17 protein-coding genes are annotated in these 19,744 nt (G+C 44.9%); 15 read left to right on the top strand and 2 right to left on the bottom strand.

Annotated elements, in window-relative coordinates; translation table 11 throughout:
• Positions 1 to 82 precede the first annotated feature (82 nt).
• Together OCV99_RS13665 and OCV99_RS13660 are read left to right on the top strand one after the other, a co-directional pair.
• Positions 83 to 3,280, top strand: a complete 3,198-nt coding sequence (locus tag OCV99_RS13665; RefSeq protein ID WP_158371302.1) for a family 43 glycosylhydrolase — start codon at positions 83 to 85, stop codon at positions 3,278 to 3,280.
• Between the two features lie 202 nt (positions 3,281 to 3,482).
• Entirely contained in the window at positions 3,483 to 4,058 is a 576-nt protein-coding gene (locus OCV99_RS13660) for a CDP-alcohol phosphatidyltransferase family protein (protein ID WP_227193513.1), read from the top strand.
• Between the two features lie 23 nt (positions 4,059 to 4,081).
• Here OCV99_RS13660 and OCV99_RS13655 read toward each other — a convergent pair whose 3' ends face one another.
• On the bottom strand, positions 4,082 to 5,212 hold the full coding sequence (locus OCV99_RS13655; RefSeq protein ID WP_158371299.1) for an ROK family transcriptional regulator: 1,131 nt from the start codon (positions 5,210 to 5,212) through the stop codon (positions 4,082 to 4,084).
• A gap of 257 nt (positions 5,213 to 5,469) precedes the next feature.
• Between OCV99_RS13655 and OCV99_RS13650 the strand changes: the two genes are divergently transcribed.
• The 9 genes from OCV99_RS13650 to OCV99_RS13610 all read left to right on the top strand — a co-directional run bounded on the left by OCV99_RS13650 (position 5,470) and on the right by OCV99_RS13610 (position 14,164).
• Complete coding sequence (locus OCV99_RS13650) at positions 5,470 to 6,246, top strand: SDR family oxidoreductase (RefSeq protein WP_158371297.1); 777 nt, start codon at positions 5,470 to 5,472, stop codon at positions 6,244 to 6,246.
• 21 nt (positions 6,247 to 6,267) lie between these two features.
• On the top strand, positions 6,268 to 7,605 hold the full coding sequence (locus OCV99_RS13645; protein ID WP_158371296.1) for a glycoside-pentoside-hexuronide (GPH):cation symporter: 1,338 nt from the start codon (positions 6,268 to 6,270) through the stop codon (positions 7,603 to 7,605).
• Positions 7,595 to 8,236: an HAD family hydrolase gene (locus tag OCV99_RS13640; RefSeq protein WP_158371295.1), complete on the top strand. Its 642-nt coding sequence runs from the start codon at positions 7,595 to 7,597 to the stop codon at positions 8,234 to 8,236. Before OCV99_RS13645 ends, OCV99_RS13640 begins: the two co-directional genes overlap by 11 nt.
• A gap of 108 nt (positions 8,237 to 8,344) precedes the next feature.
• Positions 8,345 to 9,340, top strand: coding sequence for a helix-turn-helix transcriptional regulator (locus OCV99_RS13635; RefSeq protein WP_158371294.1), 996 nt, complete (start codon positions 8,345 to 8,347; stop codon positions 9,338 to 9,340).
• Between the two features lie 62 nt (positions 9,341 to 9,402).
• The gene (locus OCV99_RS13630; protein WP_158371293.1) at positions 9,403 to 10,002 is read left to right on the top strand and encodes an HD domain-containing protein; all 600 of its coding nucleotides are present in this window, start codon (positions 9,403 to 9,405) and stop codon (positions 10,000 to 10,002) included.
• 5 nt (positions 10,003 to 10,007) lie between these two features.
• Positions 10,008 to 10,388 (top strand): DUF3783 domain-containing protein, encoded by a 381-nt coding sequence (locus OCV99_RS13625; RefSeq protein WP_158371292.1) that lies wholly within the window; start codon positions 10,008 to 10,010, stop codon positions 10,386 to 10,388.
• Positions 10,389 to 10,390: 2 nt separating this feature from the next.
• A complete protein-coding gene (locus tag OCV99_RS13620) occupies positions 10,391 to 11,320 on the top strand; it encodes a leucine-rich repeat protein (protein WP_158371291.1) in 930 nt (309 codons plus the stop codon).
• Between the two features lie 32 nt (positions 11,321 to 11,352).
• Positions 11,353 to 12,687, top strand: coding sequence for a vWA domain-containing protein (locus tag OCV99_RS13615; RefSeq protein WP_158371352.1), 1,335 nt, complete (start codon positions 11,353 to 11,355; stop codon positions 12,685 to 12,687).
• On the top strand, positions 12,662 to 14,164 hold the full coding sequence (locus OCV99_RS13610; RefSeq protein ID WP_158371350.1) for an AAA family ATPase: 1,503 nt from the start codon (positions 12,662 to 12,664) through the stop codon (positions 14,162 to 14,164). The genes OCV99_RS13615 and OCV99_RS13610 overlap by 26 nt, the downstream gene beginning before the upstream one ends.
• A gap of 6 nt (positions 14,165 to 14,170) precedes the next feature.
• On the opposite strand, the gene OCV99_RS13605 is transcribed toward OCV99_RS13610, so the two are convergent.
• Positions 14,171 to 15,013: a putative manganese transporter gene (locus tag OCV99_RS13605; protein WP_158371290.1), complete on the bottom strand. Its 843-nt coding sequence runs from the start codon at positions 15,011 to 15,013 to the stop codon at positions 14,171 to 14,173.
• Positions 15,014 to 15,162: 149 nt separating this feature from the next.
• On the opposite strand from OCV99_RS13605, the gene fliB reads away from it, so the two are divergent.
• From fliB to OCV99_RS13585, 4 genes are all read left to right on the top strand, one after another.
• Positions 15,163 to 16,257 carry a flagellin lysine-N-methylase gene (gene fliB / locus OCV99_RS13600; RefSeq protein WP_158371289.1) on the top strand — a complete coding sequence of 365 codons (1,095 nt, stop codon included), beginning with the start codon at positions 15,163 to 15,165 and terminating at the stop codon, positions 16,255 to 16,257.
• A 281-nt stretch (positions 16,258 to 16,538) separates the two neighbouring features.
• Complete coding sequence (locus tag OCV99_RS13595; RefSeq protein ID WP_158371288.1) at positions 16,539 to 17,645, top strand: CobW family GTP-binding protein; 1,107 nt, start codon at positions 16,539 to 16,541, stop codon at positions 17,643 to 17,645.
• Between the two features lie 54 nt (positions 17,646 to 17,699).
• The gene (locus OCV99_RS13590; RefSeq protein ID WP_416810595.1) at positions 17,700 to 18,650 is read left to right on the top strand and encodes a TIGR03943 family putative permease subunit; all 951 of its coding nucleotides are present in this window, start codon (positions 17,700 to 17,702) and stop codon (positions 18,648 to 18,650) included.
• A gap of 11 nt (positions 18,651 to 18,661) precedes the next feature.
• Positions 18,662 to 19,441, top strand: coding sequence for a ZIP family metal transporter (locus OCV99_RS13585; RefSeq protein ID WP_158371287.1), 780 nt, complete (start codon positions 18,662 to 18,664; stop codon positions 19,439 to 19,441).
• Positions 19,442 to 19,744: the final 303 nt, after the last annotated feature.

Genomic DNA, 19,744 nt, shown 5'->3' with positions numbered 1-19,744 from the left:
TTCTGTTATTTTAAATGATATGTAATCTGGTGTCATTTGATAATGTGATACCAGACTAGAAATCAGTAAAGGAGGAAGAAAGATGAAGAAAAAGACATTGTCAAAAGTTATGGCAGTGCTTCTTACGGCGGCAATGCTGGTTCCACAGGTTGGGGTGACGGCTGCGGAGAACACCGAAGAGACAGAAGAAGTAGTTCTTCTGGATTTTACTTTTGATGACAAGGAGACCGGCTTTAAAGGCGGTCAGGCGGTTGCAGAGCCAAAGGGTGAGATTGTGGAAATCGATGGCAGGAAAGCCCTGTATCTGGATGGAGCTAATACGAATTGGCTGGATGTAACCAAAGAGGATGGAAGCAGCCTGTTGACAGGCGTGGAGGAGATGACCATATCTTATGATATGAAGACGGCTGGTGGAAGCCCAAACTGGGCATTCTTTGCAGCTCCCGACACAACCCCTCCCACGTTCCAGAAAGAGCAGTATATCGGAGCACTGGCAGGATCTACATTGAAAATCGAGCGTTATAAGAATGAGGGTGTGAGAGCCGAGATCAGCGAAGTGCCTCTGGACGCAAGCGACTGGGTACATATTGAGGTTACGTTAGGTAAGAACAGCACCACTGTTAAAGTGGGAGATGCAGAACCGGTGACTCAGGACGGTCTTGTAAGCGTACTGGATATTCTGGGAAGAAATCCGATTTTCTATATCGGAAAAGCAACCTGGATTCCATGGGGAACAAATATTCAGGGCGAGTATTACACAGGATATCTTGACAACTTTAAGATTACCGGTAAGGTAATTGAGCTTCCGCTTGATAAAGAAGCGCTTCAAAGTGCCCTGAAAGCAGCGAAAGCTGTAGGAGCGAAAGATTTGTATACGGAGAAAAGCTGGCAGCGGTATGAGACTGCTTTGACGGAAGCCGAGCGCCTGAATGATGCTGAAAAGGCGGAGCAGGCAGACATAGACGCGGCAGCGGCAGCGTTGAACGATGCAATTGATAGGCTGATTCTGGTGAATAAAGAACCTGCAGCGAAGCTACTTGATACAGCGAATCCACTGATTGACTATAAGTTTGGCGCAGACCCCTATGCAATGGAGTACGATGGAAGAGTTTATATCTATATGACTAACGATTCCCAGGAATATGAGGCACAGAATAATGGTTCTGCAGATAACAGTTATGCAAGTATTAATACGATTAATGTTATTTCTTCCGCTGATATGGTGAACTGGACCGACCATGGTTCTATCCCGGTAGCGGGCAGGAATAATCCTGACGGAGCTGCAAAATGGGCAACCAATTCATGGGCTCCGGCAGCGACGCATAAGACGATTGATGGTAAAGAGAAGTTCTTCCTTTACTTTGCAGATAATGGTGCCGGAATCGGTGTATTGGAATCCGATTCCCCGATCGGACCATTCGTAGACCCGATTGGAAAGGCATTGGTTGCTCCGGGTTCTGCACATGCGCAGGGTGTTATCTGGTTGTTTGACCCGGCAGTTCTTTTGGATGATGATGGAACAGGATACCTTTATTATGGCGGCGGTGTAGGAAACGATGCAAATAATCCGAAGACCTCCCGCGTGGTGAAGCTGACAGATGATATGGTTCATTTGGATGGAGATGCACAGGTGATCGATGCACCGGCAATATTCGAAGATTCCGGTATCCACAAATATGGAAATAAATATTATTATAGTTATTGCTCTAACTTCTCCAAGCACGCAGATGGATATCCGGGACAGGGAAATATCTGCTATATGGAAAGTGACAGCCCCATGGGACCATTCAATTATATAGGAGAGATCCTTGCAAATCCGGCAACTTTCTTTGGTGTAGGCGGAAATAACCATCATGCGATTTTTGAATTTGGCGGAGAGTATTATATTACTTATCATGCGCAGACATTAGGAAAAGCAATTGGTAATACAAGAGGATACCGTTCTACTCACATTAATAAGATTCATATTAATGAAGATGGAAAGATTGACACGATTACAGCGGATATGAAGGGTGTGGAGCAGCTGAAGACGGTAGATCCATACCAGAGACTGGAAAGCGAGAATTTCGCATGGAATTCCGGTATTAAGACTGTCGTATGTGCACAGGACGGCGGAATGGTAAAAGAACTGAATATGGCAATTACTGATATTCAGGATAGAGAATGGACAGCGCTGTCCGGCGTTGACTTTGGCGAAGAGGGAGCTGCGAAGCTGACGGCAAATGTGGCAGGCAAGGCAGGTGGAACCATTGAAGTACGTCTGGATGCGAAAGACGGTGACCTTGTAGGAACCTTAGAGGTACCGGCAGGCGACGGAAGCTATAAGACAGTAGAATGCACGCTTGAAGGTGCGACAGGAGAACACAAGGTATTCTTTGTATTCAGAGGCGAAGAAGAAAAAGACCTGATGGATGTGGATTACTGGGCATTTGAAGAGAAAGCTGCAAAGCCGGATGCAACAGTAGAATCCATTACGATTACGACTCCAACGAAGACCGAGTATACGGAAGGGGAAGAGCTTGACCTTGACGGAATGAAAGTTACCGCAAAATACAGCGACGATACAACGAAGGATATTGCCGTAACGGACTGCGAAGTAACCGGCTATAATAAGAACGAGGTCGGCGAGCAGACGGTAACAGTAACGTACGAAGGAAAGACAGCGACCTTTAAGGTAACGGTGAAGGAAGCGGAAAAGCCGGATGAAACAAACCTTCCATACGTAGATGTGGTGAAAGACGACTGGTTCTACAATGGAGCATACTACAACTACTTTGCAGGAACCATGACGGGTACAGATCCTACGCATTTCTCACCATACGCAACGCTGGTACGTGCACAGTTTGCAACGATTCTTTACCGGCTCAACGGTGAACCGAAAGTAGAGTATGAGACAAGATTCCCGGATGTATCGGATGGACAGTTCTATTCAAAGGCAGTTATCTGGGCGGCTGAAGCGGAGGTTGTTACGGGTTATACAGATTCCGGATACTTTGGAACGAATGATCCGATTACCCGTGAGCAGATGGTAACGATGATGTACCGTTACGCGGACCATATGGGATATGAATCTGAAGAACCGGCAGATATCAGTAAATATACGGATGCTGATAAAGTAACGGAATTCGCAGAGGCGGCGATGAAGTGGGCAGTAGGAAATGGAATCATTGAAGGAAAAGAAAATACAGATGGTTCCTATCGTCTTGACCCACAGGACAGCACAAGTCGTGCAGAGTGTGCGATCATTATCCAGAGGTTTATGGAGAATTTAACAAAATAAGAAATAACGCAAAATGACAGTTTGTGTAAAGTAAAAAATGAACAAAAATGCTGTGCAGAAGGCTTGCCGATTGCATGGCATTTTTGTTTGTATTTGTGGCGCATGTGTTTTCTAAAGTAGACAATTCTGTAAAAATGTATATTGGATGAGGGAAGCAAAAAGGTTACAATGGGAATGTAAGTATAAGAAAAGAGGATATGGTATGAAAGTTTTACAGAGCAAAAAGGATATTTTCACAATTCCCAATTTATTAAGTGTATTTAGAATGGTTCTTGCAGTGGTAATGTTGTGGGTATTTTATAGTCCGGAGGTAAAGGAGAAAGAGACGGCAATTATTATTATATTACTAATCTCAGGACTGACAGACTTTCTGGATGGTAAGATTGCCAGAAAATTTCATATGGTCAGTGAATTAGGGAAAATCATTGATCCAATAGCTGATAAGCTCACACAGGGATTACTATTAATTTGCTTTATGTCCCGGTATGAAGCGATGAAAATCGTGTTTGTGCTTTTTCTGATAAAGGAAAGCTTTATGGCGGCTGCCGGAATAAAGGTTGTCGGGAAAACAAAGCGGAATGAGGGGGCTATGTGGTACGGGAAAGTGAATACGGCGGTATTTTACATCGTAATGTTTCTGCTGGTGTTTTTCCCTGATATTCCGGTGTCAGCGGCCAATATCCTGATTATAATCAGTGGATGTTTTATGCTTCTAGCATTTGTTATGTATGCAAGAAAATATTCGAGCATAATGAAAGAAAGTGAGGAACGGATATAAAAAGCTGCGGATGTATTATCTGTTTAATCCGATGCAATCCCTGCCAGGAAGTCTTTGATGAATGGCAGGGCAGCACCGATGGAAACTGCATCGTTGCGGCATTTTCCGGGAATGATGTAGGAGGTGTCATCCTGGAAGGTGGAGCGTTCTAATACATTCTTCTTGATAAAGTCGATATCCTGTTCTGAAAAATAAGGCGTAATATGTCCTCCAAGTATGATGGTGCTTTCAATTACCATATGGAGATTGTTAATCAGCATGGAAAGATGTCGGAGAAATTCTTCCCATTTCTTCTGGCATGTAGGGTTTCCATGCTCTTTTTCTGTGAAGAAATCCTCGAGATCCATGTCCGTTTCCAGCAGGGAATTACCGGAACAGTAACATTCTGCACAGCCTTTCTTTCCGCAGTAGCAGTCAAGACCACCGGGAACCAGGGTCATGTGCTCGAAAGTGCCGGATTTCCCTGTCAGCCCATTTTGCAACTCTCCGTTGATAATGATGGCGCCTCCCAGGTGATAGCCGATAGAAAGGTAGATGGCGTCTTTGACAGAAGGGTTTTCCCACAGTTCACTGTTGGAAGCACACTCCGAATCATGGATGAATTTACACGGGATAGAAAAGAAGTCGGCAAATGTCCGGATGGAAAGCCCGGTACAATCCAGTATTTTTCCATAGGTCATTTTAGAACCGTCAGGAGAAGTAAGACCTTGCATACCAAGCCCGATCCCCAGTAATTGTTCTTCTTTATAGTTATATTTCTTTAAAAAATTGTTAATCAGTTCCTTGAGTTCGGTAAAGTAATCCTGTGAAGGACGAAAGGAAAGGTTGAATTTTTCTTTTGCTTCTTTTTTTCCATAAAGATTTAAAGCTACGATGTAGATATTGCGTGGCAGAATTTCAACGCCGATTGCAATCCGTGCAGTGGGGACTGTACGGTATGCCATAGCGCGCCTTCCCACAGAGGATGAGAGCTGGCCGCATTTTTCAATAAGTGCTTCCTTAAGTAGCGTGGAAAGATGCTGGGAGACGGTGGGCAGGCTGATTGACAATGCACTTGCAATTGCCTGCTTGGAACATCCGGGATTGGAATAAATATAATGATAAACATCGGATAAGTTTTTCTTTTTAATATCTGTAAGTGAAAATGTTTCCATAGAAATTCTCCTTTCATGTATTGATGCAAGAATACTGCGTCAATAATGCAAAGTTATTTAATAAAACAATTATACAATTTAATCAGAAAAAAGGAAAGAGGGCAATGATTGTGCAATATAGACAAAAAAAGAGAAAAATATTTAGCTAAAATATCATATTGCATAATTTGCTAAATTGGTATATTATATAAACACATTAAACAAAACGATTTTATAAAATTAAATCACAAAATTATTTAAGAAAAGGAGAAGAAGCTATGGGTATTATGGAAAAAATGAGACTGGATGGAAAAAGAGGATTTGTCACAGGAGCAGCAAGAGGAATCGGCAAGAGTACAGCGACGGCATTTGCAGAGGCAGGAGCAGATGTAGCGATTGTGGATTTGGATTTTGAAGAGGCGAAGAAAACTGCTGCTGAGATTGCGGAAAAGACCGGAAGAAAAGTGATTGCAATCCGGACGGATTGTACGGATGCAGCGCAGGTAGATGCTATGGTGGCACAGGTTGTAGAAGAGCTGGGCGGTCTTGAGTTCTGTCATAACAATGCGGGAATCTGTATTAACGCTCCGGCGGAAGAGATGACCTGGGATCAGTGGTATAAAGTAATTAATATCAATCTGAATGGTATTTTTCTTACGGATATTGCGGCAGGAAAGTATATGCTGGCACATGGAGGTGGCTCCATCATTAATACGGCATCTATGTCAGCACATATTGTCAATGTACCGCAGCCACAGTGCGCTTACAATGCTTCTAAGGCAGGGGTTATTCAGCTGACGAAGTCCCTGGCGATTGAATGGGCGAAGAGAGGTGTGCGTGTTAACAGCATCAGCCCGGGATATATTGGGACGGAACTGACTTTGAATTCTCCGACGCTGATTCCGTTGATTGAGAAATGGAACGAGATGGCGCCTATGGGAAGAATGGGAAAGCCGGAAGAGTTGGAATCTATCTGTGTATACCTTGCCGGAGATACCAGTTCCTTTACCACAGGCTCTGATTTCATTATTGATGGAGCGTTCACCTGTTTTTAAGCGGGAAGAAAGGATTACAGTATGAAAAAGTGGGGAAAACGAATCGGATATGGGATTGGAGATCTGGGATGCAACCTGGTTTTCAGTACGATGGCATCTTATCTTATGGTTTTTTATACAGATGTATTTGGCATTACGGCAGCAGCGGCCGGAACAATGATGTTGGTTACGAAATTCATTGATGCGGTGACGGATACGGGAATGGGGCTGATTGTAGACAGGACTCATACCAGATGGGGACAGGGAAGACCGTATTTTCTGCTGGGGGCAGTACCATTTGCAGTGTTTACATTCCTGACCTTCTATATTCCGGATTTGGGAAGCGGAGGAAAGTTGGTGTGGGCATATGTGACCTACTGTCTGCTCTGTACGGCCTATACGGTGGTTAATATTCCGCTGAATACTATCGTACCCAGACTTACATCCGATGTACATGAAAGAGATATCTTGGTATCCACCAGAATGGTGTGTGCTATGATCGGAACCGCAGTGGTTATGTCTATTACGGCGCCGTTGGTGGAATACTTTGGAAAAGGGAATGAAGCAAAGGGTTACCTTGTTACGATGACGATTTATGGCATTGCAGCTATGTGCATTTTCTTCGTAACATTTGCAAGTACAAAAGAAGTGGTTCCATCTACGGTAAACAAAAAGCATTCTTCGCTGAAGGAGGATTTTAAGGGACTTACCGGGCAGGCATGGATTCTGTTCTTACTGAACCTGTTTTATTTTTCCCTTTATGTGGTAAGAAGCACTACTGTTATTTACTATTTTAAATATAATCTGGGCAGGACGGAATGGCTGTCTTTGGTAGGACTTTTGGGCATCTTGTCGGGACTTCCCATGCTGCTTTTGCTTCCTTCCCTGGAGAAGCACTTCAGCAAGAAAAATCTGATGTTTTTCAGTATCCTCTTGTATATTGTGGGAGATATGATTATATTTATAGGAAAGAACTCAGCAGTTTGTCTTCTGACGGGGCTTGTGATTACAGGACTTGGAATTTATGGAATCTTTGGTATTACATTCGCAATGCAGCCGGATGTGATTGATTATTCAGAATATAAGAAGAATGCCAGTGTGGCGGGTCTGATAGCAGCATTCCAGGGGTTTTTTGTAAAAGGCGGAATGGGACTTACCAGTTTTATTATCGGAGCGTTCCTGGCAAGGGGCGGATATGTTGCGAATGCAGTGCAGACAGAAAAAGCGCTTTCTTATATTGAAATTTGTTTTATATGGATTCCCATTGTATTGTGTGTGCTGATTGGAGTACTTACATATTTTTACAAGCTGGACGGACTTCGTGCGGAGATGACTAAGGAGTTGGAAGAGCGGAGGCAGAGAATGGCGAATGAAATGTAAAGGAGCGATTTTTGACATGGATGGCGTCCTCTTCGATACGGAGAGGATGTACCAGCAGACATGGCGGGAGATTGCAGAAGAACGAGGAATAAAGCTGGGCGATGGTTTTACTAAGGCAATATCGGGAACCAGCGGAAGCGGTATGGCGCGGGTGCTTGAAGAGTGGTATCAGGTGAAAGATGGTGCGGAGATTGCGCGGGAGTGCATGGAGCGGATGGAAAAGAAGCTGTCGATCCATGTCCCGGTGAAGGAAGGCGTTCGTGAAATATTGGGATTCTTTCAGGAACGAGGTGTGCTGCTTGCAGTTGCAAGCAGCAGCTCCGTGGAACAGATTGAAGCGAATCTGCGAGGAAGCGGTATCCGGGAATACTTCACTGCTGTTACCAGCGGTTCTGAAGTAGAACGGGGAAAGCCGGCGCCGGATATTTTCCTGCGGGCCGCCGAGAAAATCGGGTGCAGACCGGAAGAATGCTTTGTATTTGAAGACAGTGTGAATGGCGTCCGGGCAGGGATTCGGGCGGGATGTGCAACCATCATGGTGCCGGATCTTATCGAAGCTCCGCCTGAAATCAGACCCGGCTGTCTGGCTGTATGTTCCAGTCTGTCAGAGGCGCTTCAGGTATGCAGATAGCCGTATGGATAGTCGTATAGTTTCGAAAGAACTGTACGGCTATTTTTTGTTGTGATAAAATGCTTTTAGAGAAGAAATCTTGTAACACAGAAGCATGGAGGGAAACTTATGGCTGAGGGAAATAACCAGAAATTGAAAATCTTGTATCTGCTGAAAATATTGATGGAGAAGACAGACGAAACCCACAGCATTACTATGACGGAAATTCTTTCTTCTCTCAAGCTATATGGCATAACTGCGGAGAGAAAAAGTATTTACAGCGATATGGAAAATCTTCGTACCTTTGGGATTGATATTATTGGAGAAAAAGAAAATAAAACCTATTATTATCATATTGGGAACCGTCAGTTTGAGTTGGCAGAGCTTAAGCTTCTGGTGGATTCCGTGCAGGCGGCGAAGTTCCTTACAGCGAAGAAATCTCGGGAACTGATAAAGAAGATTGAAGGATTGGCAAGCAAATATGAAGCTTCTAAGCTGCAGCGTCAGGTGTATACAGCTGAGCGGATTAAGACAGCGAATGAAAATATTTACTACAATGTGGATCAGATTCATATGGCCATTGGTTCTAATGTGCAGATTACGTTTCAGTATTTTAATTGGGATGTGAATAAAAGGCAGGTGCTGAGGAAAGACGGAGCTTTGTACCGTGTCAGTCCCTGGGCATTATCTTGGGATGATGAGAATTATTATCTTGTGGCATTCGACAGTGAGGAAGATAAAATCAAACATTTCCGTGTAGATAAAATGCTTCATATTGAGCTGGCTAAGGAGCACAGAGAAGGAGACGAGAGATTCCGGCAGTTTGATATGGGGGCATATGCAAGAAAAATGTTCGGTATGTTTGACGGCGAGGAAGAGATGGTGAAGATTTTGTGCAGGAATTACCTTGCGGGAGTGATGATAGACCGTTTTGGAAAGGATGTCACGATGGTGAAAAGGGATGAAGATTCCTTTTATGTAAATGTAAAAGTTGCGGTGTCCGGCCAGTTTCTGGCGTGGGTGATAGCGCTGGGGGAAGGGGCGAAAATTGTGGGGCCCGAATCCGTAGTGCATAGGATGAAGAAAGAGATTGAACGGCTGGCAAGGCAATATTCGGAAGAATAGTTGTTGCGCCTGCAAAATCATGATAAACTAATAGCGTCAGTGATAGACAGAAGGAGAGTGCGATGGAGAAGACGAGGTTAGAAAAACAGTTTGATTTTTGCAGAGAGATTGATAAAGAAAAATTTATTGGAAGGCAGACCTATTTATCTGATGGCAAGCGAAAGGAAAATGATGCGGAGCATGCATGGCATATGGCGATTATGGCAATCCTTCTGAATGAATATGCGAATGAAGAAATTGATGTGTTAAAGACGGTGACGATGTTATTAATCCATGACCTGGTTGAGATTGATGCAGGAGACACTTATGCATATGATGAAGAAGGAAAGAAGACGAAAAAGGAGCGGGAAGAGAGGGCTGCTGAGAGAATCTACGGTTTGCTTCCGCAGGATCAGCAGGAAAAGCTTCGCAGATTATGGGAAGAATTTGAGGCATGGGAGACGCCGGAGGCGAAATTTGCCCATGCGATGGATAATATCCAGCCGATTATGCTGAATGCAGCTACCGACGGCAGGAGCTGGGAGGAACATGGCGTTCATTTAAGCCAGATTTTGGGGCGGAATCAGCATACGGCAGAAGGGTCAGCTGTGCTGTGGGACTATGCACGCCAGAATTTTGTACAGCCTAGCGTGGAGTCCGGAAAGATTAAAACGGAGGAGTGATAATAATGGCGTCAAGGGCAAGTGTGTTGTTATATAATTTTCAAGAAAAAAAGCGCGTGGATAAGGTGAAATTTGTTTTTGTCTTAATGGGAATACGGATTAAGACGGTCGAAAAAGCGGATTACCTGAAACCTCTGGGAGAGCTGGCGGGAGAAGAAGATATAGAACCCGTGGATAGTTGTTTTGAGGGAGAAGGATTTGAGGATGAGATGCTGGTTTTGAATCATTTTACGGAGAGTCAGATGAATTATATGCTGGCATATCTGAGGAAAGAGAAGATTCAGATCCCTCTGAAGGCGGTGCTGACTCCCACGAATCGCCACTGGAATTCGCTGGAGCTTTATGCGGAAATTAAGAAAGAGCATGAGCAGATGGCGGGGCGGTAAGGATGCAGGAGAAGAATCTGGAGAAGGAGGGCGCTGCCGATATCTGGCAGGAAGGAATCCATTATCTTCTGGAGGAGACGGCTGCCGTGGTGCAGGAGACCTGTGAAGAGTTGGAAGGAGAAGTGAAAATTCCCGATGAGGTTCAGGGGCTGCCGGTAAAAAGAATATCGCCTTATGCGTTTGCAAGAAAGAGGGTAGAAGAGCTTCATCTGCCCGGCTGTCTGGAAGAAGTGGGAAGATATGTATTCTATCGCTGCTTTGCACTGCGGCGGCTGTGCTTTACCGATTCGTGGAAAGAAATTGGCGCAGGAGTATTTACCGGGTGCAGGCTCAGTGAGCTGGAAATTGATTTCTACCGGGGAGAGAGATCCTGCCTGAAATTCATTGTGGACGAGGTGCGCTATGAAATCTGTGTTACCATGCGGTATCATAGGGAAGACGGACAGGTGGAGACGGCGAAGGTGCTGTTTCCCGAGCATTATGAGGAAGCAGTGGAAAATACACCGGCACGGATTGTAGAGACTCACCGGCATGGTTCCGGCGGATATTACAGGCAGTGCTTCTATAATAGAGAGTTGAATTATGCAGAGTATGATTCGCTGCTTCCCTGGGCGGCTGCCGGGGAAAATGAGGTGGTGACAGCGAAGATTGCAGTGCTGCGCCTGCGCTTTCCTTACCGGCTGAGTGGTGCTGCAAAGGAGAAATACGAAGCATGGCTTGTGGAACATATAGAAGATGCGGGGAGATTTTATGCGCTGGCAGAAGATACAGAGACTCTCCGATTCTTCGGGAGGAACGGTTATTGGACAAGGGAAGCCATTGAACAGGCAATCGACGCCGTGTCGGTGGAGAAGAAGACAGAAGTTCTGAGCGTGTTGTTGGAAGAAAGACGTCGGTACTTCCCAAAGAAGAAAAAGATTTTTGAATTATAAGATGGGAAAAGGGAAATTTGGCAGATAGAAGAATGGAGAAGAAGTCGGAGCAAGAACAGAACTTAAAAAATTGTATAGAGACGGTCAGTGAGCAGATTCTTAAAATTGCCAGAAATGAGCTGTATTTAAACATGCGGTTTCTGGATGTGGCTCTGTCGAGCCTGGCTTTTGTGATGGATGAGGCGGTTCGTCCCCTGGGGACGGACGGCTTCTGTCTGTATTATCATCCACAGTATCTGGGAGGTATGTACAGAGAGGAACGGATTTTAGTCAACCGGGCATACCTTCACATCGTATTGCATTGTATCTTCCGCCATCTGATCCGACGTGAAGGAAGGGAAAAAGAGCGTTGGAACCTTTCCTGTGACATTGTGGCAGAATCCATGATCGACAGTATGCAGCACAGAAGCGTGAGACGTTCTAAGTCCTGGCTGCGGCGGGAAACTTACCGGAAGCTAAGGGAGAGGATGAAGGTATTGACTCCGGATCGGGTATATGGTGTACTGGAAAGATGGGAGCTTTCGGAGCAGGAACTCCGGCAGCTTGCAGAGGAATTCTATGTGGACGATCATTGCTACTGGCCGGAGGATGACGACAGGAAAAGGCAGAATGAGATTGAAAACCGCTGGAAGAATCAGAGTGAGCAGATGGAGACAGAGATGGAGACTTTTTCAAAAGAGGCGTCTCAGGCATCGGGGAATCTGCTGGAACAGGTGCGGGTGGAGAATAGAGAGCGGTTTGACTATCGGCAGTTTTTGCGTAAGTTTTCTGTGTTAAAAGAAGAAATGACGGTAGATGAAGATTCTTTTGATTATGTGTTTTACAGCTATGGACTTCGGCTTTATGGAAATATGCCATTGATCGAGCCTCAGGAATGGAAGGAAGTACAGAAGGTGGAAGAGTTTGTGATTGTGATTGACACGTCCATGTCCTGCTCGGGAGATTTGGTTAAGAAATTTTTGGAAGAAACTTATTCGGTTCTTAGTGAGAATAATAGTTTCTTCAGGCGGGTAAATATTCATATTATTCAATGCGATGATGAAGTGAAGACAGATCAAAAAATCACGTCGCAGGAGGAACTGAAGGAATATATGGACAATTTGGAGCTTCGCGGTGAGGGCGGGACAGATTTCCGCCCTGCGTTTGCCTATGTGGAAGAGCTGAAAGAGAAGCATGAATTCAGCCGGCTAAGAGGACTTATTTATTTTACGGACGGACAGGGAATTTATCCGGCAAAGAAACCTGGGTTTGAGACGGCGTTTGTCTTTATGAAAGAAGATTACGAGGATATGAATGTGCCGCCGTGGGCGATGAAGCTAATTCTGGAAGAGGAGAGATATGATGGATATAAAGAGAGCGAAAAATGAGATTAAGGATTCGGTGGAGGCATATTTGAAAAAGGATGCTTGTGGAGAATATATGATTCCGGTTATCCGGCAGCGCCCGATTCTTCTGATGGGACCGCCGGGAATCGGAAAGACACAGATTATGGAGCAGGTTGCCAGAGAGTGCGGTATTGGACTGGTAGCGTATACCATTACTCATCATACCAGGCAGAGCGCGATCGGCCTTCCGTTTATCCGGGAGAAGGAATATGGAGGGCAGGTATTTTCCGTGACCGAGTATACCATGAGCGAGATTATTGCATCAGTTTATGAGAAGATAGAGCAGACAGGAATCCGGGAAGGGATTTTATTTATCGACGAGATTAACTGTGTGTCAGAGACATTGGCTCCCGCCATGCTTCAGTTTTTGCAGTGTAAGACCTTCGGCAATCAGAAGATTCCGGAAGGATGGATCATCGTGGCGGCAGGGAATCCGCCGGAATATAATAAGTCTGTCCGTGATTTTGATATTGTGACTTTGGACAGAATTAAAAAAATTGAAGTGGAAGAAAATTATGAGGTCTGGAGGGAGTACGCATACCAGGCGGAAATCCATCCGGCAATTCTTGCTTATCTGGAGCTTCGCAGAGACTATTTTTATCGAATTGAGACGACGGTAGACGGGAAGATGTTCGCAACGGCGCGAGGATGGGAGGACCTCTCCCAGCTCCTTAAGACCTATGATGTGTTGGGAAAGAAGGCGGACCGGGAAGTGGTGCACCAATATATCCAGCACTGGAAGATTGCCAAAGATTTTGCCAATTATCTGGAGCTTTATGAAAAATATAAAAAGGATTATGGCCTGGAGCGGATTCTAGAGGGACAATACGGAGAGGATACACTGGAAAAACTTAAGTATGCTTCTTTTGATGAGAGACTCAGTGTAGTAGGAATGCTGATTGGGAAATTATCAGAGATGTTCAAAGAATGCTATGAGACAGACAAGTATGTAACCAGGCTTTTTGAGTATCTGAAGCAGTATAAATCCTGTGAAAATCTTAAGGATACCGTGGCACAGGCACAGAAAGATTATGAGAAGCTGCGCAGGGCAGAGCAGCTTACGAAGACGGCAGACCGGATTTTCAGAAGGGTGATAGACACGCTGGAGAGATACCTGCTTACTTTGCAGAAGGAACATCTGGAAGGAGAAGAAGCGTTGGAAAGGGTAAGGGAAAAGTTTGCTGAAGAGACGCAGAAGCGGGAGTGCGTGATAGAAAGAACCGGAAATTCTTTGGATTATGCCTTTGACTTTATGGAAGATGCGTTTGGAGATAGTCATGAAATGGTTTCTTTTGTAACGGAATTGAACACAAATTATTATAGTGTCCAATTCCTTAAGGACAATGACTGCGATAAGTATTATAAATATAACAAAGGTCTTCTGTTGGATGAGCAGCATGAAGAGGTGCTGAAACAATTGGATGCGGTGGAAGAAGCCTTGAATACAGCGCTGAAATAATGCGCACTACCCCAGTTGCAGGATCAGTCCTGCGATTGCTGCAATGAGATAAAGGAGTCCGGTGATTTTCAGGTTCTCCCGTTGGTCTTTATTTACCCGGAAAAGAACCACCAGCCCGATTCCGGCATTGGTACAGAGACCGGCAACAACGGAGGCAAAGGAGAGTGCACCATTCAAATAAAGTTCTGTCAGAAGTACAGATGCGCCACAGTTCGGGATGAAACCAATCAATGCGGCAAGGAAAGGCTGTATGAGGCTTCCTTCCAGTAAAAAGGCGGAAAGCGTGTTTAATCCAAGCAGTGCAATCAGGAAATTTAAGATACCGGAAAACACAAAAATATATGCGAAAAGCTTTAGGGTGTGATTGAGCGCCGGCCGCAGAAGCCCGTGATGGTCATGGCAGCCGCAGTGAGTGCAAAGATTTCCGATATCTTTTTTCGTAGAAATTCTGCCCTTCAAGAAGAAGTCGGCAATATATCCGGCGATAATGGCAATGATGATTTTTGTGACAATCAGCGCCAGAATAGAGCTGCCATTTCCCGGATGCCCGATGAGGACCAGGATTGCTTCATCGGAAGTGGCAAGGAATACGGATAGCAGCGTACCCAGAGAGATGACGCCCCCGGCATATAGGTTAGATGCCATGACCGAAAAACCGCATTGAGGGATGCAGCCAAAAAGGGCGCCAACCAGAGGACCTGCCTTATTTATTTTTGCTAAAGTGTTATTGATAAATGCAGTGGAATAGTGCTCCAGGGCTTCCAGAAGCAGAAATGCCACAAATAAAAAGGGAAGCATGCGGAGACTGTCCAGTGTGGTATCAAGCAGAATATCAGTAATGAATTCCATAGAAGACCTTCTTTCTATATAATAAGTATAATGCCGGAGTCGATGGACAAGAGGTTCGTACTGCCCTTGTCCGCTGACGCTAATATTAACAATATATATCAGAAATGTCAAATAAAAAGAAACGACATTTTTTGGGAGAGGTGAATGCTATGTTATATACAATTCCTGACTATTACAGGCAATTTCAGTGTACTGCAGACCGGTGCGAGGATACCTGTTGCGCCGGATGGCAGATTGTAATTGATAATAAATCTCTGCATAAATATAGGAAAGTAAGAGGGAAATTTGGCAGAAGACTCCGGAGGTCTATTCATTGGCGGGGAAAAACCTTTCGGCAGGATAAAGAAAAAAGGTGCGCTTTTTTAGAACCGGATAATTTATGCAGTATGTATACGGAGCTGGGAGCGAAAGGCTTGTGCAGAACATGCAGACTGTACCCTCGGCATGTGGAAGAATTTGAGGGAGTCCGGGAGATTACACTGTCGGTATCCTGCCCGGAGGTAGCAAGGATTTTATTGGGAAAAGAAGAACCGGTATGCTTTCTTACTTATGAAAAAGAAGGAGAGGAAGAGTATGAGGATTACAATCCTTTCCTGTATTCTAAGTTGGCAGACGGGCAAAAAGAGATACTCGGTATCCTGCAGAACCGGAAGATAGAGTTGAAGGAACGGATAGAACTTGTGCTTTCTTTGGCGGAAGACATGGAAAGGTATGTCGAAAAAGACAAATTATTTTCCTGCGATGAAGTATTTGAAAAATATAGGGAAAAATGTGTTTGCGCGGAAATATCTGAGACGGTGGATAGGAAATTTTGCAGGAATCCCAGGAAAGTATTCCGAAAGTTATATACAATGGAATTTCTTCGGGAGGACTGGGAACCACATTTGAGGGAGACAGAGGATATTCTTTACGGGAGCGGCAGAGAAAGTTATAAGAAAACGCAGGAGGAATTTGCAGAGTGGCTGGAAATACATATGCCCCGGTGGCAGGTTCAGTGTGAGCAGCTTTTGGTATATTTTATTGCTACGTATTTCTGTGGGGCGGTATACGACGGTAAAATTTATGCAAAAGCCAGGATGTCGGTGGTGAGTGTGTTCCTGATTTATGAAATGCTGGTGGCAAGATGGTGTAAGAATGAAAGGCAGCTTGACTTTGAAGACGTGGTGGAGATTGTTTATCGGTATTCCAGGGAGGTAGAGCATTCGGATAAGAACCTGGAATTGCTGGAACGGATAGAATACTAAGTGTGCCACCTTGAATTTTTCTTGTATTTGTGTTAAAACAGAGTTACTATTCACAGTCGATTTGAAATCCAATATGGATTCGTCGTGCTTGCACGTAAGAAGGTATATTGGATTCCAAATCAGGACTGTGGAGCAGTCACCCCACCCACATAAGCAGTCTTAGCTCCTTCAGGAGCGGGACTGGAGCATCGAAGATGCGACGAGTGCGCATGTTGGTGGGGTGCTGTGAATTGTAACAAAACAGACCATAGAAGTGAAAGAAGAACAGGAGTGGATTGACAATGACAAAAATAGATATTATTTCAGGATTTCTTGGAGCAGGAAAAACAACATTAATTAAGAAGCTTTTGGCGGAGGCATTTACCGGGGAAAAGGTAGTGCTGATCGAGAATGAATTTGGGGAAATTGGGATTGACGGAGGATTCCTGAAGGAATCCGGCATTGAGATACGGGAGATGAATTCCGGTTGTATCTGCTGCTCTTTGGTGGGGGATTTCGGAACTTCTCTGAAAGAAGTGATTGAAACTTACGCACCGGATCGGATTTTAATCGAACCTTCCGGCGTGGGCAAGTTATCTGATGTTATCAAAGCAGTGGAAGATGTAAAAGATTCCGTGGATATTGTATTGAACAGTTACACAACAGTGGTGGATGTAAATAAGTGCAAGATGTACCTGCATAATTTTGGAGAATTTTACAGTAACCAGGTGGAATCCGCCGGAGCAATTATTTTAAGCCGTACCGATGTGGCGAAGGAGAATAAGGTAGAAGAGGCGGTGAAGCTGCTCCGCAGTATGAACGAGAAGGCGGCAATTATCACGACGCCGGTTGCGCAGCTGGATGGAAAGAAGCTGCTGGAGACGATGGAACATGTAGAATCGCTGGAGGAAGAGATGCTGCATGATCACCATCATGGACATGAACATGAGCATCATCACGAGCATGAGCATCATCACGAGCATGAGCATCATCACGAGCATGAGCATCATCACGAGCATGAGCATCATCATGAGCATGAACACCATCATGAGCATGGCGAGGACTGTGGATGTGGCTGCCATGAACATCATCATGAGCATGGACATCACCATGAACACGGACATCATCACGCAGACGAGGTGTTCACAAGCTGGGGCAGGGAGACAGTGAAGAAATACAACCGGGAAGAACTAAAGGTGAAGCTGGACGCTTTGGAGTCAGAAGAATTTTACGGGACAGTACTCCGTGCGAAGGGAATGGTTGCCGGAGATGACGGGCAGTGGATTTATTTTGACATGGTTCCGGGTGAGAAAGAGGTAAGGACAGGAGAGGCAGAATATACGGGAAGAATCTGTGTAATCGGCTCTAAGCTTAAAGAGAGCGCACTGGAAGAGCTGTTTGGTCTGTAAATTGTTTTTAAGTAGGATAGAAAATATACCGGAGGTGGAGAAGCTATGCAGATGGTGGAAAATGCACGGGTAGTAGTGTATCTGATTACAGGGTTTCTGGAGAGCGGTAAGACGCAGTTTTTAACACAGACACTCAGTCAGGAATACTTTGAAATAGAGGGAACTACGGTGTTGATTCTCTGCGAAGAGGGAATAGAAGAATATGATGAAGAACTTTTAAAGGCGAAAAATACGGTACTGCTGACGGTGGAGGATCCGGAAGAACTGACACTGGAGTGGCTGCAGGGAATTGATCTCCTTTATCATCCGGAAAGGGTGATTATCGAGTGCAACGGCATGTATCCGGTCAGTAAAATGGAAGAGCTGGAAGCGCCTGAAGGCTGGGGGCTGGTTCAGGAGATTACGACAGTAGACGCAAGCACATTTGATATGTATATTGCGAATATGAAGCCGTTGTTTGTGGAGATGGTCCGCAATGCGGAACTGGTAGTTTTTAACCGCTGCAGGAAGGATATGCCTCTGGCCGCTTACCGAAGGAATGTGAAGGTGGTAAATCAGAGCGCCGAAATTATTTTTGAGAATGAAGACGGTGAAATTGACAATATTTTTGATGAACAGATGCCTTATGATCTGGAGGCTCCGGTGGTGAGAATCGAAGATATAGATTATGGGATCTGGTATGTGGATATGATTGACCATCCGGATCGTTACAAAGGGAAAACTGTAGAATTTCAAGGAAAAATTCTAAAGCCAAGGGGATTTCCGGAGGATGAATTTATTGTAGGAAGAAAGGCAATGACCTGCTGTGCAGATGATGTTACATTTTTGGGCTATGTATGTAAGAGCAGGTATGCACAGAAGTTGAAAGCCGGACAGTGGATTCAGATTCGCGGCAAGGTAGGGTTTGAATTTAAGCGTGCTTACCGCGGCAAGGGTCCGGTGATACAGGTAGAGCACGGCAAGGGTATACCGGCGCTTTCGGATGAATTAGTATATTTTAACTAGGAGGCTCGTATATGAGTATATTTTGGGGTGTGATGATACCCTTTGTGGGAACCGTTCTGGGAGCGGCGTGTGTATTTTTGCTTAAAAATGAAATCCGTCCGCTGATACAGAAGGTTTTGCTGGGGTTTGCCTCCGGAGTCATGGTGGCGGCATCTGTGTGGTCTCTTTTGATTCCGGCCATGGAAATGTCTGAATCCATGGGCAGATTTGCCTTTGTACCGGCAGCAGTCGGACTTATGGTAGGTATTGCATTTTTATTACTTTTGGATGTTGCTGTTCCGCATCTGCATATGGATCACAAGGAACCGGAAGGGCCGAAGAGGGGATGGAGCCGTTCGGTTATGCTGGTGCTGGCAGTGACGCTCCATAACATTCCGGAAGGTATGGCAGTGGGCGTAGTATTTGCAGGGATGATGGCGGACAGTGCGGAAATTACCTTAGCGGGAGCGTTCGCCCTATCAATCGGTATTGCGATTCAGAATTTCCCGGAAGGCGCTATTATTTCCATGCCGCTGCGAAGTGAAGATAACATGAGTAAAGAAAAAGCCTTTCTTTATGGGGCGGCATCGGGATTTGTAGAACCGGTGGCGGCAGGAATCACGATTCTGTTAAGTGAAGTGATGACTCCGATTCTTCCTTACCTTCTGGCATTTGCAGCAGGCGCCATGCTGTACGTGGTTGTGGAGGAATTGATACCGGAAGCCAGTGAAGGAGAGCATAGTAATATCGGTACGATAGGGTTTGCAGCAGGATTTGTGTTGATGATGGTGCTGGATGTGGCGCTGGGATAGAAAAGGAAGCTTTTAGCTTCCTTTTCTTGTTTTGGTGAACGGATACGTTTTGTTGTACTAATAATGAAAAATGTATTTACATAATTATTATGATATGATATTATGTCTACATATCGGCGGGCAGGTTTCTTCCTGCCCGCAGGAATCTAGGCCGTAAGGCATCTCATTTTCGGAACTTCAGATCGAAGAAATGACCCGATAATGAACAAAATTATAACGATACCAAGGAGGAAAATTTATGGGCAAACAGATTACGATGCAAGAAATTTTAGGGAAAGAGAAGACACGGGAGGAGGTGCTGTG

This window comes from Dorea acetigenes (assembly GCF_025567385.1).
GTDB classification, from domain to species: Bacteria; Bacillota; Clostridia; order Lachnospirales; family Lachnospiraceae; genus Claveliimonas; species Claveliimonas acetigenes.
Note: the sequence above shows the minus strand (reverse complement) of the source record. Positions and strands in the feature narration are given on the sequence as shown.

Bases quoted from the DNA above. Each gene is read 5' to 3' on its own strand.
- OCV99_RS13665 (WP_158371302.1), top strand. From the start codon at position 83: ATGAAGAAAAAGACATTGTCAAAAGTTATGGCAGTGCTTCTTACGGCG.
- OCV99_RS13660 (WP_227193513.1), top strand. From the start codon at position 3,483: ATGAAAGTTTTACAGAGCAAAAAGGATATTTTCACAATTCCCAATTTA.
- OCV99_RS13655 (WP_158371299.1), bottom strand. From the start codon at position 5,212: ATGGAAACATTTTCACTTACAGATATTAAAAAGAAAAACTTATCCGAT.
- OCV99_RS13650 (WP_158371297.1), top strand. From the start codon at position 5,470: ATGGGTATTATGGAAAAAATGAGACTGGATGGAAAAAGAGGATTTGTC.
- OCV99_RS13645 (WP_158371296.1), top strand. From the start codon at position 6,268: ATGAAAAAGTGGGGAAAACGAATCGGATATGGGATTGGAGATCTGGGA.
- OCV99_RS13640 (WP_158371295.1), top strand. From the start codon at position 7,595: ATGAAATGTAAAGGAGCGATTTTTGACATGGATGGCGTCCTCTTCGAT.
- OCV99_RS13635 (WP_158371294.1), top strand. From the start codon at position 8,345: ATGGCTGAGGGAAATAACCAGAAATTGAAAATCTTGTATCTGCTGAAA.
- OCV99_RS13630 (WP_158371293.1), top strand. From the start codon at position 9,403: ATGGAGAAGACGAGGTTAGAAAAACAGTTTGATTTTTGCAGAGAGATT.
- OCV99_RS13625 (WP_158371292.1), top strand. From the start codon at position 10,008: ATGGCGTCAAGGGCAAGTGTGTTGTTATATAATTTTCAAGAAAAAAAG.
- OCV99_RS13620 (WP_158371291.1), top strand. From the start codon at position 10,391: ATGCAGGAGAAGAATCTGGAGAAGGAGGGCGCTGCCGATATCTGGCAG.
- OCV99_RS13615 (WP_158371352.1), top strand. From the start codon at position 11,353: ATGGAGAAGAAGTCGGAGCAAGAACAGAACTTAAAAAATTGTATAGAG.
- OCV99_RS13610 (WP_158371350.1), top strand. From the start codon at position 12,662: ATGGATATAAAGAGAGCGAAAAATGAGATTAAGGATTCGGTGGAGGCA.
- OCV99_RS13605 (WP_158371290.1), bottom strand. From the start codon at position 15,013: ATGGAATTCATTACTGATATTCTGCTTGATACCACACTGGACAGTCTC.
- fliB (WP_158371289.1), top strand. From the start codon at position 15,163: ATGTTATATACAATTCCTGACTATTACAGGCAATTTCAGTGTACTGCA.
- OCV99_RS13595 (WP_158371288.1), top strand. From the start codon at position 16,539: ATGACAAAAATAGATATTATTTCAGGATTTCTTGGAGCAGGAAAAACA.
- OCV99_RS13585 (WP_158371287.1), top strand. From the start codon at position 18,662: ATGAGTATATTTTGGGGTGTGATGATACCCTTTGTGGGAACCGTTCTG.